We start from the raw sequence: 16888 nt of genomic DNA on the forward strand, positions 1-16888 counted from the left end.
AGCCTCTACTTAAGCGGCGAACGGGTGCGCTCAATGCCATAGCGTTCCAGTTCCTGATAGGGCACGGTTTTCGCCCGGCGTTTGTTCACATCCACCAGCGTCACGCGGTCGGTGCAGGAGTAGCAGGGATCGAGGCTGCCGATGATCAGCGGCGCGTCGGAAACGGTGTTGCCCCGCAGCATATAGCGCAGCACCGGCCAGTTGGCGTAGGTGGCGGCGCGACAGCGCCAGCGGAACAGTTTCTGGTTATCCCCCAGCATACTCCAGTGCACGTCTTCGCCGCGCGGCGCTTCGACAAATCCCAGCGCGAACTTGTGCGGCTGATAGGTAAAGCCCTCGGTGAGCAGCGGTCCGCCGGGCAGGTTATCCAGTCCGTATTCGATCATGGACATGGAGTCCAGCACTTCTTTCACCCGCACTATCAGGCGGGAATAGACATCGCCATTATCCTGGGTAAACAGGGTTTTCGGCAGATTGGCGTAATTGGCATAAGGATGATCGAAACGCAGGTCGCGGTTAAACCCGCTGGCGCGGATCATCGGTCCCACCGGGCTGTAATCCCTGGCGGTCTTCCGGTCCAATATGCCGATGCCCTGGGTGCGTTGCGCCATGTTCGGCGTGCTGAGCAGCATATCCACCAGCTGAACGAACTCTTTGCGCATTTCCGCCACCAGCAACTGGGTTTTCAGGCGCTGATCCTTGAGGATATCGCGCCGCACGCCGCCGATCAGGTTCATGCCGTAGGTTTTACGGGCGCCGGTGAGCAGCTCCGCCATGGTCATGGATTTTTCCCGCACGCGGAAAAATTGCATAAAACCGGTATCGAAGCCGACGAAATGGCTGGAGAGGCCGATATTCAGCAGATGGCTGTGCAGACGCTCCACCTCCAGCAGGATACTGCGGATGGCGTGGGCGCGGGGTGGGACCACGATACCCAGGGCATTTTCCACCGAGCTGGTATAGGCCACGCTATGGGCGAATCCGCAGATGCCGCAGACCCGGTCGGACAGGAAGGTGACTTCGTTGTAACCCATCCGGGTTTCCGCCAGCTTTTCCATGCCGCGATGGACATAGAACAGCCGGTAATCGGCGTCGACGATTTGTTCGCCGTCCACGAACAGCCGGAAGTGGCCCGGTTCGTCGGAGGTGATATGCAGCGGGCCGATGGGCACCACCCGGGTCTCGCCGGGGGCCGCGTTTTCAAAGGGATAGGTTTCACTGTCGCTGGCGGGGGTCGGCCGCTGGCGATAGTCCATGCTGTCTTTACGCAGCGGGTAGAGATCTTCCGGCCAATCGTCCGGCAGCACCAGCCGACGTTCGTCCGGCAGGCCCACCGGGATCAGGCCGTACATATCGCGGATTTCACGCTCGCCCCATACCGCGGCCGGTACCCGAGGGGTGACGGACGGGAACTCCAGGGTGATGGCGCTCACCAGTGCTTTCACCGTGATCCAGCACTTTTCCCCCTGTTCCATGGACAGCACGTAATAGACGGCATAGTCGCCGCACAGGGTGCGTTCATCGTTGCCGAACAGCACGGGCAGCCAGCCGCCCAGAGTGTAATAAAGAAACTCCACCACCTCCGGCAGGGCGTTAACCTTCACCGTGATGGTGAGCTGATTGGCGGTTTGCCACTCCTCAGCCAGTATTGCCGCCGGGAATTTTTCATGTACCTGCGCCAGGTAACCCAGGCCGCCTTTCTTTTCGCTAAAGGCACCGGAAGGAGCATCGGTGAGGTTATTGGAAATGTTATCAGTCACTTTACTTCTCCAGACGGGGTATGGGGGGTAACGGCGGCGGCATTTGGCACGGCCCAGGGCCAGTTGAACGTCGTGGCGTCGCGCTGCAGGACGATGGTGGCGGCGTTTTCCAGCATGTGGATCACTGGTCGGGGAATATAGGTGCCCATTCCCAGCATCAGCACCAGCAGCACGACCATGGGCACCGTGGTGAGCCAGCCCAGTTCTCCTTTGCTGACGGCGTCGGGCTGGCTACCGAAGACCGTCAGGGCAATCATGCGCACCAGGCCGCCCAGTACCACGGTGAGCAACAGCAGTAGCACCAGGGTCAGCAGGATATGGCCCGACGCCAAACCGGCGGTGACCGTCATGAATTCACTGAGGAAAATATTGAACGGCGGCATACCGCCCAGGGCCAGCGCGCCGCCGGCCATCAGTACGGCGGTCAAGGGCACCACCCGCAGCATGCCTTTCACCGCGCCCATATCACGGGTGCCGTACTTCAGCAGCACGTTGCCGGAGCCGCAGAACAGCAGGGTTTTCGCCAGGCTGTGATTGAGGGTGTGCAGCAGCGCCGCCAGTACCCCCAACGGCCCGCCGATGCCGATGGCCACCGCGATAAGCCCCATGTTTTCGACGCTGGAGTAGGCCAGCAGCCGTTTGATGTCGTGCTGCACCAGGATAAAAAAGGCCGCCACCGCCACCGACAACAGGCCGAATACCAGCAGCAGGCGGCTGGGGAACAGCGGGCCGATGGCGCCGCTTACCAGAATGTAGTAACGCAGGATAACCAGCAGGGCGCAGTTCAGCAGCACCGCCGACAGCAGGGCGCTGGTGGGGCTGGGGGCTTCGCTGTGCGCGTCCGGCAGCCAGGCGTGCATGGGAAACAGACCGGTCTTGGTGCCAAAACCAATCAGTACAAAAACAAACGACAGATGCATCAGGGTAGGGTCGAGACGGGCGGTGTGTTTCAGCACCTCGGTCCAGAATATCGCCTGACCGGCATCGGGCATCACGTTGGCGGCGTTTGCATACATCAAAATGGTACCGTACAGGCCGAAAGCGACGCCGACGGTACAGATAATGATGTATTTCCAGGCCGCTTCCAGGGACGAACGCTGGCCGTACAGTCCCACCAGGAACGCCGAACTGAGGGTGGTGGCTTCCACCGCCGCCCACATCAGGATCAGGTTATTGCTGCTCACCACCAGCAGCATGGTGAACAGGAACAGATGGAAAAAACCGTAATAATGGCAGAGGGTGGTCACTGAAATTTCGTCGGTATCCACCTCATGGCGCATATAACCCATGGAGTAAATCCCGGTGATAAAGCCAATGATACCGAGAATAGAGAGGAACAGCGCGCTCAGGCTGTCCAGATAGAGCCATTGGTGCGCCGCCAATACGCTTCCTTCCGCGGCCACCCGCGTGACCACCCACGCCACTTCCGCCAGCAGCAGGACGATCCCCAGGCTATGCAAGGCGGTCACCGTGCCTCGCGCGCCGTTACCCAGCCACCGGCAGGCGAAGGCCAGTAAAGAGAAAATCAGCGGTGTGACCAGCAATATGAACATCATAGCGGTATTACTCATCTCATTACCCCTTCAGCGCCGTCAGTTGGGACACATCGAGCGTATGGAGCGTCCGGTAGATTTTGCGCGCCATCACCGCCATGACGATCACCGCGAAAATAGCATCGGTGGCAATACCGATTTCCACCAGTTCCGGCGCGCGATTGGCCAGCAACGCCAGGGTCAGGTGCGAGCCGTTTTCCATCAGGCAATAACCGAACACCTGTTTGAGAATATTGCGTTGGCTGACGATGCAGAGCAGACCGAGCAGGAAGTGGCCGAGGGACACCGCCAGGGCCGGTTTCAGCGTGGCCACCAGCGGCAGCGCCACCGGGGCCACCACGAACCAGCTCAGCACCACAATCACCGCCGCCGCCAGCATCAGCATCGGGGGGGAGATAAACCCGCCGTCCGCGCCGGGGTCTGCCAGCTTGTGGAACGCCCGCGCCATAATCAACGGCACCAGTATCACCTTGGTGATCAGGGCGCTGAGAGACCAGAGCAATAGCTGATGCGTATGCAGGGTTTCCGCCAGGGTGAAGAATATCGCCACCAGTACCAGGGACTGAAGGGCATACCAGCAGCAGGACACCACGGGACGTTTGGCGCCGATCACCAGCAGCGAGGTGATCATCATCAGTCCCGCCAGGTTATTGACAATAAGAGATCCGGTCATCTTCTTCTTCCTTATCCAAGCCAGGCGACGGCAATAAAGCTGGAACACAGCGACATCCAGATCAGAACCACCAGCACAACACTCATGGCCAGCGGAACCGGGGCGGCCTGCGCCACCTCCTCGCTGGGCTTGCCGGGCACCACCCGCCCGAACCAGTAAATAAGCCAGACGAAGCTGGCGACGGATTCAATCAGCACCAGAATCATCATGGGCGTCAGCACCCAGAACTGCCGGGACAGGGCGAAACCGGCGGCGAAAATCGGGAACTTGCTGAAGAAGCCGTTAAACGGCGGCACGCCGGTAATAGCCAGCGCCGCGACACAAAAACCGATGCCCGCCAGGGGCATTTTCCCCAGCACCCCGCGCAGGCGCGGCAGCATTCGGGTCCCGCAGCTGTAGCTGAGGGTACCGGCCACCAGGAAAAACAGGCTCTTGGCGAAGGCGTGGTTGAAGATGTAGGCGATGCCGCCGAGGAAGGCCTGCTTGGAACCAAAAATCGCCAGGGACAAAGCGAAAAAGATATAGGCCAGCTGGGTAATGGTGGACCAGGCCAGCAGCCGTTTCATATCCTTTTGCGGCAGATACATCATAAAACCGTAAATCATGGTGATAAGGGCCATCACAATGCCGACCCAGCCGATGATATGCGGCACATCGCCGGCGGACAGGATGGCGCGGGCGAAGATATATACCCCCACTTTCACCATGGACGCCGCATGGAGATAGGCGCTCACCGGGGTCGGCGCCTCCATCGCGTCCGGCAGCCAGGCCTGTAACGGCAACTGGGCGGATTTGCCCCAGGCGGCGAACAGAATGCCGCCGAACACCATCAGCGCCGCCGGTCCTTGTATCTGGCTCAGGGCGCTGAGTGCGAAGGTGCCGGTATGCAGAAACAGGGTAGCCGCCGCCAGGTAGAGGCCGATGGACGCCACATGGGTAATCAGCAGGGCTTTCAGGGCCGAACGCTGGGCTTTCGGCGTTTGGTAATAGCCAATCAGCGCCCAGGAGCAGCCGCCGGTAATTTCAAAAAACAACAGTTGGCCCAGCAGGGTGGACGAGAGCACCAGCCCCGCCATGGCGCCGATAAACACCAGCAGGAAGGCGTAATAGCGGTTGGTGCCTTCATGGGGATGTTCCCGGTTGCCGGTGGTGAGATAGCCGGTGGAGTAGAGGCTTACCAGCAGCCCCAGGAATACCACGGCAAAAACAATCAGCGTACTGACGCGATCGACGGTTATCCCCATCAGGGCGGCGTTGCCGTACTGCAACAGAGTGTAGGTGGCATCAACTTTACCACCGGTATAAAACACCCAGGCCAGCGAGAGCGTGCCGAGGGTCGCCAGCAGGGCGAACAAGGTGCAGACCCATTTCGCCAGACGCTGGGGCAGGCAGGCGGTGAGCAGCGCGCCGACAAACGGGACCAGAACGGTCGCAAGGGCTATATTTTCCATAATGAATTTCCTGGCTCCTTAAAGACCGGTGAGGTAAAAGACGAAAGACAGCGCCGCAACGCCGAACCCGAGCCAGGTCACCCGGGGAATCAATAAGAAACGTCCGCGCGCCAGACTGTTTTCCATCACGGAGGCGAGGATAAACACCACCACCAGCTTGATGACGGCGGTTATCAGCCCCCACAGCAGCGACGGGGCGGTAAGCACCTCCGCCTTGCCGAAGGGGATGAATACCGCCAGAAAAAGTTCCGCCATCACCACCTGTTTCAGGCCGATACCCCACTTCACCAGCGCCAGGCCGGATCCGCTGTATTCGGTCAGCGGTCCTTCCTGTAGCTCCTGCTCCGCTTCCGCCACGTCGAACGGAATTTTGCCCATTTCGATAAAAGTGGCGAAGCCGCAGGCCAGCAGCGCTAAAAAGGTGGCGGTGGGGGAGATCCAGCCGGCGGTAAGGGAAGCGCTGATGGCGCCGATATTGGTGGAACCGGTAATCAGGGCCACCACCAGCAGCGCCAGGATAAGGGTCGGTTCCACCAGGACGCCCAGGGTCAGCTCGCGGCTGGCGCCGATGCCGGCAAAGGTGCTGCCGGTATCCAGCCCGGCCAGGGAAAAGAAGAACCGGAACAGCGCGAACAGGTAGAGCAGGGTAATCAGATCCCCCGCCGCGCCGAACGGCGAGAACCGAGTGAATACCGGCAGGGTCATGGCCACCAGCAGCATGGTGCCGAGCAGCACATAAGGCATCAGCCGGAACACGGGTCCGGCCTGGGCCGGCGCCACTTCCTGCCGTTTAAGCAGTTTGGCGATATCCCGGTAATCCTGCCAGATGCCCGGCCCGCGCCGGGAATGCATCAGGGCGCGGATTTGGCGGGAGAGGCCGGTCATCAGCGGGGTCAGGGCCAGCAACAGCAGGGCCTGGATCAGGGCGAACAGCCCCAGGGTCAGCGTCGGCGTCGGTTGTATGAACATGGTCTCTCTCCTTAGACGGCGGTGACAAGCAACAGAATGACCAGCGCAGCGACCACGTACAGGCAGTAGATGCGAAAATCCCCGCCCTGTAATACCTGGACCTGCCCGCCCAACCGCTGGGTGATACGTACCAATGGGTTGATAATGCTGTCGTCCCAGAACGGCTCGACGCGACCGGCCCCTTCGGTGGTCCGCTCCAGTGCGCGCTTCAGTCCGGGGGAGGGATCGAGCTGGCGGCGCAGACGGTACAACGCCGAGAACATGACGCGCAGAGGTTGGGTAAAGCTGGCCGCCGACATGGACATGGCCGCTTCCCAACCATAGCCGCAAGCCCAGGGATCGCCGCGACGGCGATAGCCTGGCTGGGTGCCTTTGCGCAGTTGGTAAATTCCCAGGGGAATCAGCGGCAAAACCAGCAGCAGGATGAAGATCATCAAAGGCGACAGCATGGCCTGCCGGGCCTGATCCGGCACCAGCAGCAGTCCCTGCGCCACGGTAATTTCATGGCCGTGGGCGAGGCCGGCGGCCACCGCGGCCAATACCGGCGCGATGGCCGGCGCGGCGATGCCCAGCAGCACGCACATCAGGGCCAGCAGCAGCATGGCGACGGTCATTTGCCAGGGTACCTCGCGGGCTTGGGCGGCTTTCTCGCTGCGTGGCGCGCCGCAGAAACTGATGCCGTACACTTTGACAAAACACATCGCCGCCAGCGCGCCGGTGATGGCCAGCATGACAATAGCCACAGGTCCGCTCAGGCGCAGGATAAAGCCGCCGTCATGGCTCATGGTGAACAGGGATTGATAGGTGTACCACTCGCTGACGAAGCCGTTGAGGGGCGGCAAGGCGGAGATGGCCATACAGCCGATGATAAAGGCCAGGGCGGTGAAAGGCATCAGGCGGCCGAGGCCCCCCATCTTTTCCATATCCCGAGTATGCATCCGCCAGATAATGGCGCCGGCGCCGAGAAACAGCAGTCCTTTGAAAACCGCGTGGTTCAGCAGATGATAAAGGGCGCCCAGCAGGCCCAGCGCGGCCAATACCGGATGATGGGTGGCGATGCCCACCATGCCCACCCCGACCCCCATCAGGATGATGCCGATGTTTTCCACCGTATGCCAGGCCAGCAGGCGTTTGATATCGTGCTCCGCCAGGGCATACAGCACCCCGAGCACCGAGGAGACCGCGCCGAACGCCAGCACCAGGATGCCCCACCACAGTTGGCTGGCTCCCAGCAGATCGATGCCCACCTTGATGATGCCGAAGATGCCGATTTTCACCATGACCCCGGACATCAGCGCCGACGCATGGGACGGCGCGGCGGGGTGGGCGCGCGGCAGCCAACTATGCAACGGCAGCATGCCCGCCTTGGCGCCGAAGCCGAAAAATGCCAGCAGGAACACCACCGAGGCGCCGGCGGGACTTAAGGACAGGGTGCGGAACGATGCGAACTCCAGACTGCCGCTCTGACGGTACATCAGGAAGAAGGCAATCATGATCAGCACCGATCCGGCGTGGGCGATAAAAAAGTACAGCAAACCGGCATTGATGGACTCTTCATCCTGATCGGCGATCACCAGGAACCAGGAGGCCAGAGACATCATCTCAAAGAAAATGATGAACCAGAAGGCATTGTCCATGACCACCAAGGTCGCCATGGAGGCGATGAACAGGTTCATAAAAAAACCCATCGCCGCCGCCCCTTTTCCCAGATACTCGCGTACATAGGCCAGGGAGTAGAGGGCGCATACCGTCACCAACAGCGAAATCACCAGTAGCATAAAGGCCGCCAGGCTATCGAGACGGACGCTGAAGGCGGCGAACGGAAAGGGGCCGACGGCGCTGTAGGTCAGGGTCACGCCGCTGTGCAGCACGCTGATGGCCGCCAGCAGGCCGAGGATGCCGCCGGCCATCGCCGTCAGCCCGGCGGCCCAGATAGCCAGGTTTTCCCGCCGCGCCAGCAATAGGGACAGGAAGGCGCCCAGCACATAAAAACCGAGGGAACCGCCAAGTAACCGAAATGCGTCCATGTTTATTCCTGCTCCGGTTTAGTGGGGGGAAGAGAATCCAGACCGGAGGAGAGCCAGCGCGCGGCGTATTGGCGGCGTGACAAACTCACCTGTTCCACCGCGCCGTCACTTACCAGCACCAGCGCATCGGTGGGACACACCCGTACACACTGCGGTCCGTCGGGATGAAAGTCACACAGATCGCATTTCACCGCGACGCTGCGTATCCCGGCGTTCCATGCCAGAAAGGGGTTCATGTTCGCCGGGCTCTCGGGCACATCGGCCATCTGCTGGGAAGGGATGAAGTTCTCAAACATCGTCGGCATATTCACCGGTTTACTGCCGGAGGGCGTAATGGCGCCGAACGGACAGGCCAATCCGCATAACTTACAGCCGATGCAAAGGCTTTCATTGAGCATGATGGCATCGGGACCGTGGGTAATGGCATTTACCGGGCAGACCCGGGCGCAAGGCGCATCTTCACATTGGCGGCAGAGCATGGGCGCGCTTTCTTCATCGGTCCGCGTAACGGACAGTCTGGGATGCGACTGCAATCCCGCGGCCTTGTGGACTTGTGTACAGGCGGCCATGCAGGTATTACATCCAATACAAAGCTGTGGCTCCGCGATAACAAAGCGGTTCATAACCCTCTCCTCCAGGAGAAACGGATGACAGTCAGGCTGCTGGGTTTATTCATTCCGGCGATAGAAGCATTTTCCATGCCAGTAGTAGGGTTATTGTCTGTGAAGGCCATGGTCTGGGGGGTGAGGCGGCCATCAATAGCAAAAACAGGCCGAAGCCCGGGGGATATCGTCATAAGTGTCGATAGGCCGGGGGCCGGGGCCGTCGTCATAAATGACGACGAGATTGTCCGACGCCACCGGCGGCGCCGTAAACCCGGACTGTGATGTTAACAGATTGTTTTTAAGGCATAAAACCGGGGTGCCATCAGGTTGATACCGGTATTTAGCTGGCATTGGATGCCGGTATGGCGACTGGCACCCGTCTTGCATGAGGTTACATGAAGTATAGAGGTTGAAGGGTTAAGCTAATAAAAGCAGGCATCGGTTCGCTTAAGCTGGTGCCGGAATGATATGAGCTTGCCGGGTTTGCATACGCTTGCGCTGGGTATGTATGAACTTGCATGAGCTTGCATAAGCTGGTGCCGAAATGATATGGGCTTGCCTTGTTTGCATAAGCACCTGTTTGAGCCGGTTCGGTCAGTCATGGCCACCAGCTCATAATTTGTAGTAGCGCGGAGAGACCGATGCACGAGTTGACACTGGCGCAAAATACGCTGGAGATCCTGGAACAGCAGGCACGGGCGAACGGCGCGCGGCGTGTTACCGGCGTCTGGTTATCTCTCGGGGCCTTTTCCTGTGTGGAAGCGGAGTCTTTAAATTTCTGTTTCGACATGGTGTGTCGCGGGACCGTGGCCCAGGGATGTGTATTGCATCTCGAACAGCAACCGGCTGAAGCCTGGTGCGGCCATTGCAGGCAACAGGTTACCCTGCCGGGCGTCCCGATCCTGGTCTGCCCTTTATGCGGCGGACATCAATTACAAACCGATGCCCACGACCATATCCAGATCAAACGACTGGAAGTGGCTTGAGGGTATACTCCCCGTAGCGGGGTAGTAACAACGCCATTTTCACAATGTCAGGAGACTTGCCATGTGCAGTACTTGCGGCTGTGCCGAGGGCGAACATTATATCGAAGGTGATGATGATCATCCGGGCGACGGTCTTGTTGTCCATCATCATGGAAGACATCAACATACTGATCTGGGTCTGGATCATGGCGAGCATCGGCATAGCCACGATGCTCAGGACCATGGCGAGCATCAGCATAGCCACGATGCTCAGGACCATGGCGAGCATCAGCATAGCCACGATGCTCAGGACTATGGCGACCATCAGCATAGCCACGATGCTCAGGATCATGGCGAGCATCAGCACACACATCATGAGCCTGAGCGTGAAGTCCGGCATTCCGCAGCGCTGGCGCCAAGGCGTGTTGTGTTCCCCGCCGCCGCGCCTGTGCAGGTGATTCATCACCATCACTATCATGGCGAAGTCCATAACCATTATTACCAGCTCGCACCAGGCCAAACGGTGTTACCGCCGCAGGCCGGCGGGGCGGGACAATCCTTGTTAACCGGCGCCGACGTTTATTCCGGCCCGGTCCCGGCGGCGGGGCCGACCGGATTCGCGCCCCAGGCCGATGCGCGGGGGGATCTGGATTATGGCCGGGGCGAGGCGGGCACCCATGCCCCGGGCCTCAGCCAGCGGCGGATGGTGGAAATCGAAATTGATGTATTGGATAAAAACAACCGGCTGGCGGACCACAATCGGCACTATTTTCAGCAGCATAATATCCTGGCGCTGAACCTGGTCTCCAGCCCCGGCTCGGGCAAGACCAGCCTGTTAACGGAAACGCTGCTGCGGCTGAAGGGCAAAACCCCCTGTGCCGTCATCGAAGGCGATCAGCAAACCACCAATGACGCAGAGCGTATCCGCGCCACCGGCGCACCGGCGATTCAGGTCAATACCGGTAAAGGCTGTCATCTGGATGCGCAGATGGTGCAAGATGCCGCCCTGCGGCTGAAACCGGCGGAAAAAAGCCTGCTGTTTATCGAAAATGTCGGCAATCTGGTCTGTCCCGCCGGTTTTGACCTTGGCGAACGTTGTAAAGTCGTGGTGCTGTCGGTGACCGAAGGGGAAGACAAACCGTTAAAATACCCCCACATGTTTGCCGCCGCCGGGCTGATGATTCTCAACAAAATCGATCTGTTGCCCTGGGTGCATTTCGACGTGGATGCCTGTATCGCCAATGCCCGCCGGGTCAACCCGTCTATCACCGTACTGTTGGTGTCCGCCACCGGCGGCGAGGGCATGGATGCCTGGCTGAGCTGGCTGGAAGAGCAGCGGCTCCTGTGACAGCCATGGGTTATCATTTGGTCCGGTCGTTTGCGAACAGGCTTTGGCGATATTCGGTATCGGCATCGAGTGCCGGGGAGCCTGGTGGTGAACACTCCCCGTTTCCCTCGGCAGGCCAGATCCGGATCTCGGTCTGGACGAAAAATGGCTATGTCCATAAGAACGTTCATTATTACGTTCATAAGAACGCCCATAAGAACGGGCTGGAGAAAAAATCATGTGTATAGGCATCCCCGGTCAGGTGGTGGCGCTTGATAACGACGGCTACGGCAATGCCTGGGTGGATGTCTGCGGCGTCAAACGGCGGGTCAATGTCCGGCTGGTTTGCGCCGATGACGCCGCCATGGCTGCTCTGCCCGGTCAATGGGTCCTGGTGCATGTGGGATTCGCCATGAGCCTGCTGGACGAAACCGAGGCCAGGGAAACGCTGGAGGCCTTGCAGGCGATGGGTGAAGTGGAACCGGACGTCGGTTATTTCCTGCGGGGAGGCGAAACCGATGCGATTCGTTGATGAATACCGCCAGCCGGAACTGGTGCGGGGGCTGGTGGCGCGAATCGGCGAACGTATGTCGCATACGGTTTATACCGCCGAGCGACCTTTGCAGGTGATGGAAGTCTGCGGCGGCCATACCCATGCCATTTTCAAATTCGGCCTGGATAAACTGTTGCCGCCCTCGCTGGAATTTATCCACGGACCGGGTTGCCCGGTCTGCGTGCTTCCGGCGGGCCGCATCGATGCCTGCGTGCAAATCGCCATGCGGCCCGAAGTCATTTTTTGTACTTTCGGCGACGCCATGCGGGTGCCCGGTCGTAACGGATCCTTGCTGACCGCTCGCCAACAGGGGGCGGATGTGCGCATGGTCTGGTCGCCCCTCGATGCGCTGGCCATCGCCAAACAAAACCCCGGGCGCCAGGTGGTGTTTTTCGCCATTGGTTTTGAAACCACCATGCCCGCCAGCGCCATGACGTTGCAGCAGGCGCGGGCCGACGGCGTGGAAAACTTTTTTCTTTTTTGCCAGCATATTACCCTGATGCCCACCTTAAAAAGCCTGCTGGCGCAGCCGGATGTGCGCATCGACGGATTTATCGCCCCGGGCCATGTCAGCATGGTTATCGGCCAGCAGCCTTATGCCTATATCAGTGATGTCTGTCATAAACCGGTGGTGGTAACCGGCTTTGAGCCTGGGGATATCCTGCAAGGCCTGTTGATGCTTTGCGAGCAATATGTGGACGGACGCTGTACAGTGGAAAACCAATACCGCCGCGTGGTGCCGGACGAGGGAAATAGGCTGGCGCAGGAAGCGATGGACCGGGTATTTATCACCGAAGGCGCCAGCGAGTGGCGCGGCCTGGGGGTGATCGACGATTCCCGCGTCAGCCTGCGCCCGGAGTGGTCGGCCTATGATGCCGAAGGGCGTTTTCATCCCGATCCGCAGCCGGTGGCGGACGATCCCCGCGCCCGTTGCGGCGCGGTGCTGACCGGCCGCTGCAAACCGGCGGATTGTCCGCTGTTTGGTGGCGTATGCACGCCGGAAAACGCCTTTGGTGCGTTGATGGTTTCCTCGGAAGGCGCGTGCGCCGCCTGGTATCAATATCGTCGGAGTGAGGCATGAGCAAACAGATTATGCTGGCGCACGGTAACGGCGGCGGCGCCATGCAGGCGTTGATTTCAAGCGTCTTCGTCAGCGCCTTTGCCAATCCGGTGCTGGCCACCGGGGAAGATCAGGCCCGCCTGCCGTTAAGCGAACTGAATGCCTTGGGTGACCGGCTGGCGTTTACCACCGACAGCTATGTTGTCGATCCGCTGTTTTTCCCCGGCGGTGATATCGGCAAGCTGGCGGTATGCGGTACCGCCAACGATTTGGCGGTGAGCGGCGCGACGCCGCGCTGGCTCTCCTGCGGATTTATCCTGGAAGAAGGGCTGGAGTTTGAAATCCTGGAAGCCGTGGTGCGATCCATGGCCGATACCGCCCGTGACGCCGGCATACAGATCATCACCGGCGACACTAAGGTGGTGCCTCGCGGGGCGGTGGACAAACTGTTTATCAATACCGCCGGCCTGGGTGTGATCCCCGCGGCGGTGGAATGGGGCGTGACCGCCATTCGCCCCGGCGACAGTATTCTGGTGAGCGGCACCCTGGGGGATCATGGCGCCACCATCCTTAACCTGCGCGAGAATCTCGGCATGGAGGCGGATTTGTCCAGTGATTGCGCGGTACTGGCCCCGCTGATCGCGCCGCTGCGGGAGATAGCCGGTATCCGCACCCTGCGGGATGCCACCCGGGGCGGCGTTACCGCTATTTTGCATGAGTTCGCCCGCGGCAGTGGCTGCGGCATGACCGTGGACGAAGCGGCGCTGCCGGTGAAAACCACGGTACGCGGGGTATGTGAATTGCTGGGGCTGGATGCGCTGAATTTTGCCAATGAGGGAAAATTGCTGCTGGTGGTGGACGCGGCGGCGGAACAGCATGTTCTCCAGGCCCTGCGCGGGCACCCGTTGGGGCGGGACGCGGCGGTGATCGGCCGGGTCACGGACGATAAGCAGGTGCGATTGCGCGGCATATACGGCGTCAGCCGTATTCTCGATCTGCCCCATGACGAACCGCTGCCCCGCATCTGCTAATTTAGGCAGGATGTGTCACGTTATCCCATGACGAGCCACTACTGTGTGCCCCGGCGGCGGCGTACAAATTACGATGTCGCCGGGGCCTCGGTTCCGTTCAGCGGAGGAAAATTATGTCCCACAACGGTATCCTGCTGCGCATCAAGGGTAAGGTCCAGGGGGTTGGCTTTCGGCCGGTGGTCTGGCAACTGGCCCATGAACTGGGATTAACCGGGGATGTCAGCAATAACGGGGCCGGGGTTGAAGTACGCCTGTGGGGCGATGAGGCAGGGACATTTATCCATCGGCTGCGGCAGGCGTGCCCGCCGCTGGCGGCGATCCACAGCATTGAAACCCTGCCCTGGCAGTGGGAGCTGCCGCCCCGGGATTTCACCATTCTTGCCAGCGGCGGCGGCGGCATGTCCACCCAGGTGGTGCCGGATGCGGCAACCTGCGACGCCTGCCTGGCGGAACTGAACGATCCGGCCAACCGGCGCTTTGCCTATCCGTTTATCAACTGTACCCATTGCGGCCCGCGTTTCACGCTGATACGCCGCATGCCCTACGATCGGCCCAATACCGCCATGGATGTTTTCCCCCTGTGTGCAGAATGTTCGGCCGAATATGACAATCCCGCCGATCGGCGTTTTCACGCCCAGCCCAATGCCTGTCCCGAATGCGGTCCGCGGGTCTGGCTGACGGATCGGGAAGGCAGGAAACTGTCCGCTGACGCCGCCGCCATTGACCTCGCGGTGCGGCAGCTTTTGGCCGGAGACATTGTGGCCATCAAAGGGCTGGGGGGATTCCATCTGGCCTGTGACGCCACCAATCCGGCGGCGGTGGCGAAACTGCGGCAGCGCAAACGCCGTCCGTCCAAGCCGTTGGCGGTCATGATACCGGATATCCACTGGCTGCGGCGCTGCGCCGAGCCGGTATCGGACGCCTTGATTGACTTGTTGCGATCCCCTGCCGCGCCCATTGTGCTAATCCCTCAGCCCTGGATGCCGACGGCTTTCGCCTCGGGTACGGGGGTTTTGCCGTCCAATCCCTTGAGTGGCGCTGATACGGCAAGGCCGGTTTTGCCTTGCGACGCCATGCCGGGACAAGCGCTGTGTTCCCTGATAGCCCCCGGCCTGCATGAAATCGGCGTAATGCTGCCCTCTAATCCCTTGCAACATATGCTGTTGCAAGGGGTTCGACGCCCCCTGGTCATGACCTCCGGTAACCTCAACGGCCGCCCCCCGGCGCTGGATAATGACCGGGCGCTGGCGGATCTGGCGGATATCGCCGATTGCTGGTTGCTGCATGACCGCGATATCCTGCAGCGCGCCGATGATTCCCTGGTGCGTCTGTCGGGAGATAACGTTGAAATGCTGCGCCGTTCCAGGGGATATGTGCCGGACGCCGTGCTGCTGCCACCTGGTTTTGAACATTGCCGACCGGTGCTGGCGATGGGATCGGATTTAAAAAACACCTTCTGTCTGCTACGTGACGGACAGGCGATACTCGGCCAACATCTCGGCGACTTGGCGGATGAAGGTATCCGCGGGCAGCAGCAACAGGCGCTGTCGCTGTTCAGCGCCATCTGGAATTTTACGCCGGCCATCATCGCGGTGGATGCCCACCCCGGTTACCTTAGCCGTCGCTGGGGCGAAACCCTGGCGGAGGAATTGCAGCTGCCTTGTGTTGCCACGCTGCATCATCATGCGCATATCGTCGCCTGTCTGGCGGAACACGGCTGGCGCCGCGACGCCGGACCGGTTATCGGCCTCGCCCTGGACGGCCTGGGCTTCGGTGGGGTACGAGCCGGAAACCCGGCCAATCAGAGTTCGGATCAACGGGACGACGATCCCGGCGCCCTATGGGGCGGCGAGTGCCTGAAGGTGGATTATCTCAGTTGCCAATGGCTGGGTGGATTGCCGGCAGTGCCACTGCCGGGTGGAGATATGGCGGCCCGCCAGCCGTGGCGGAATTTATTGGCGCAATGGCTGCGATTCGTGCCAGGCTGGCGAGACCTGCCGGAAGTCGCCGCCATTCCCCCGGCCCAGGGGGAACCGCTGGCGCGGGCGGTGGCGCAGGGGATTAACGCCCCGGAGGCCTCCTCCACGGGACGGTTGTTTGACGCTGTTGCCGCCGCGCTCGGGCTGTGTCCGCGGGAAATCAGCTGGGAAGGGGAGGCCGCCTGCCGGCTGGAGGCCCTGGCGTGGCAGGCGGTGTCTCCTCGGATGGAACGTATTCCGGTTAGTATGCCCCTACTGGGCAACCGGCTGGATCTGGCGTTATTTTGGCGTCAGTGGCTGGCCTGGCAGGCCGAACCGCATCTGCGGGCCTATGGCTTTCATTTGGTTTTGGCCCAGGGCTTTGCCGCACTGGCTCGCCAGGCGGCACGGCGCGAGGGTATCGACACTATCGCTCTGTCCGGCGGGGTATTGCACAATCGCCTCTTCAAACAATTATTGCTGCAAGAGCTTGCCGGAATGCGGGTGCTGGCGCCGTCCCGTCTGCCGGCGGGTGATGGCGGTCTGGCCCTGGGGCAGGCATTGATTGCCGCCGCCGGGGCGGTATAACCCGCCATGCCGACCCATCCTCGGCGCGGTCTTCCTTTAACACTATCGTTGCAGGTTCGGTGCTGGCGGGCCTACCGAGCTGTGGGGCGCTACGTCGGGCGGAAAAACCACGCCCGCTTCGACCCCATCAGACCGGTCTCCCTTTAACAGGCTCGGTTTCACCCCTGGTGTTGGCGGGCCTACCGAGCTGTGGGGCGCTACGTCGGGCGGAAAAACCACGCCCGCTTCGACCCCATCAGCCCGGTCTCCCTTTAACAGGCTCGGTTTCACCCCTGGTGTTGGCGGGTCTACCGAGCTGTGGGGCGCTACGTCGGGCGGAAAAACCACGCCCGCTTCGACCCCATCAGCCCGGTCTCCCTTTAACAGGC

At 60.8% G+C, this 16888-nt stretch carries 13 protein-coding genes; 6 read left to right on the top strand and 7 right to left on the bottom strand.

The window, feature by feature from the left end; genetic code table 11:
• Nucleotides 1–5 precede the first annotated feature (5 nt).
• The 7 genes from HB631_RS19005 to HB631_RS19035 form a co-directional block, all read right to left on the bottom strand.
• Nucleotides 6–1691 carry a hydrogenase large subunit gene (locus tag HB631_RS19005; RefSeq protein WP_218627055.1) on the bottom strand — a complete coding sequence of 562 codons (1686 nt, stop codon included), beginning with the start codon at nucleotides 1689–1691 and terminating at the stop codon, nucleotides 6–8.
• A 65-nt stretch (nucleotides 1692–1756) separates the two neighbouring features.
• On the bottom strand, nucleotides 1757–3331 hold the full coding sequence (locus HB631_RS19010; RefSeq protein ID WP_213992753.1) for a hydrogenase 4 subunit F: 1575 nt from the start codon (nucleotides 3329–3331) through the stop codon (nucleotides 1757–1759).
• Between the two features lie 4 nt (nucleotides 3332–3335).
• A complete protein-coding gene (gene hyfE / locus HB631_RS19015; RefSeq protein WP_213992754.1) occupies nucleotides 3336–3986 on the bottom strand; it encodes a hydrogenase 4 membrane subunit in 651 nt (216 codons plus the stop codon).
• Nucleotides 3987–3997: 11 nt separating this feature from the next.
• Complete coding sequence (locus tag HB631_RS19020; protein WP_213992755.1) at nucleotides 3998–5437, bottom strand: hydrogenase 4 subunit D; 1440 nt, start codon at nucleotides 5435–5437, stop codon at nucleotides 3998–4000.
• A gap of 18 nt (nucleotides 5438–5455) precedes the next feature.
• The gene (locus HB631_RS19025; protein ID WP_213992756.1) at nucleotides 5456–6406 is read right to left on the bottom strand and encodes a respiratory chain complex I subunit 1 family protein; all 951 of its coding nucleotides are present in this window, start codon (nucleotides 6404–6406) and stop codon (nucleotides 5456–5458) included.
• 11 nt (nucleotides 6407–6417) lie between these two features.
• The gene (gene hyfB / locus HB631_RS19030) at nucleotides 6418–8433 is read right to left on the bottom strand and encodes a hydrogenase 4 subunit B (protein WP_213992757.1); all 2016 of its coding nucleotides are present in this window, start codon (nucleotides 8431–8433) and stop codon (nucleotides 6418–6420) included.
• Nucleotides 8434–8435: 2 nt separating this feature from the next.
• Nucleotides 8436–9056: a 4Fe-4S dicluster domain-containing protein gene (locus tag HB631_RS19035; protein WP_213992758.1), complete on the bottom strand. Its 621-nt coding sequence runs from the start codon at nucleotides 9054–9056 to the stop codon at nucleotides 8436–8438.
• A gap of 623 nt (nucleotides 9057–9679) precedes the next feature.
• Between HB631_RS19035 and hypA the strand changes: the two genes are divergently transcribed.
• From hypA to HB631_RS19065, 6 genes are all read left to right on the top strand, one after another.
• Complete coding sequence (gene hypA, locus HB631_RS19040; RefSeq protein WP_213992759.1) at nucleotides 9680–10024, top strand: hydrogenase maturation nickel metallochaperone HypA; 345 nt, start codon at nucleotides 9680–9682, stop codon at nucleotides 10022–10024.
• Between the two features lie 61 nt (nucleotides 10025–10085).
• Nucleotides 10086–11351, top strand: a complete 1266-nt coding sequence (hypB, locus tag HB631_RS19045; RefSeq protein WP_213992760.1) for a hydrogenase nickel incorporation protein HypB — start codon at nucleotides 10086–10088, stop codon at nucleotides 11349–11351.
• A gap of 217 nt (nucleotides 11352–11568) precedes the next feature.
• A complete protein-coding gene (hypC, locus tag HB631_RS19050) occupies nucleotides 11569–11862 on the top strand; it encodes a HypC/HybG/HupF family hydrogenase formation chaperone (RefSeq protein ID WP_213992761.1) in 294 nt (97 codons plus the stop codon).
• The gene (gene hypD / locus HB631_RS19055; RefSeq protein WP_213992762.1) at nucleotides 11849–12964 is read left to right on the top strand and encodes a hydrogenase formation protein HypD; all 1116 of its coding nucleotides are present in this window, start codon (nucleotides 11849–11851) and stop codon (nucleotides 12962–12964) included. The genes hypC and hypD overlap by 14 nt, the downstream gene beginning before the upstream one ends.
• The gene (gene hypE, locus HB631_RS19060) at nucleotides 12961–13974 is read left to right on the top strand and encodes a hydrogenase expression/formation protein HypE (protein WP_213992763.1); all 1014 of its coding nucleotides are present in this window, start codon (nucleotides 12961–12963) and stop codon (nucleotides 13972–13974) included. Before hypD ends, hypE begins: the two co-directional genes overlap by 4 nt.
• Before the next feature lie 113 nt (nucleotides 13975–14087).
• Complete coding sequence (locus tag HB631_RS19065; protein WP_213992764.1) at nucleotides 14088–16520, top strand: carbamoyltransferase HypF; 2433 nt, start codon at nucleotides 14088–14090, stop codon at nucleotides 16518–16520.
• Nucleotides 16521–16888 lie beyond the last annotated feature (368 nt).

The sequence above is a fragment of the Sodalis sp. dw_96 genome (assembly GCF_018449575.1).
GTDB lineage: Bacteria > Pseudomonadota > Gammaproteobacteria > Enterobacterales > Enterobacteriaceae > Acerihabitans.

Coding starts and splice junctions, on each gene's coding strand:
- hyfB (WP_213992757.1), bottom strand. CDS start 8,433: ATGGACGCATTTCGGTTACTTGGCGGTTCCCTCGGTTTTTATGTGCTG.
- HB631_RS19020 (WP_213992755.1), bottom strand. CDS start 5,437: ATGGAAAATATAGCCCTTGCGACCGTTCTGGTCCCGTTTGTCGGCGCG.
- HB631_RS19010 (WP_213992753.1), bottom strand. CDS start 3,331: ATGAGTAATACCGCTATGATGTTCATATTGCTGGTCACACCGCTGATT.
- HB631_RS19025 (WP_213992756.1), bottom strand. CDS start 6,406: ATGTTCATACAACCGACGCCGACGCTGACCCTGGGGCTGTTCGCCCTG.
- hypA (WP_213992759.1), top strand. CDS start 9,680: ATGCACGAGTTGACACTGGCGCAAAATACGCTGGAGATCCTGGAACAG.
- hypB (WP_213992760.1), top strand. CDS start 10,086: ATGTGCAGTACTTGCGGCTGTGCCGAGGGCGAACATTATATCGAAGGT.
- HB631_RS19065 (WP_213992764.1), top strand. CDS start 14,088: ATGTCCCACAACGGTATCCTGCTGCGCATCAAGGGTAAGGTCCAGGGG.
- hypE (WP_213992763.1), top strand. CDS start 12,961: ATGAGCAAACAGATTATGCTGGCGCACGGTAACGGCGGCGGCGCCATG.
- hypD (WP_213992762.1), top strand. CDS start 11,849: ATGCGATTCGTTGATGAATACCGCCAGCCGGAACTGGTGCGGGGGCTG.
- hypC (WP_213992761.1), top strand. CDS start 11,569: ATGTGTATAGGCATCCCCGGTCAGGTGGTGGCGCTTGATAACGACGGC.
- hyfE (WP_213992754.1), bottom strand. CDS start 3,986: ATGACCGGATCTCTTATTGTCAATAACCTGGCGGGACTGATGATGATC.
- HB631_RS19035 (WP_213992758.1), bottom strand. CDS start 9,056: ATGAACCGCTTTGTTATCGCGGAGCCACAGCTTTGTATTGGATGTAAT.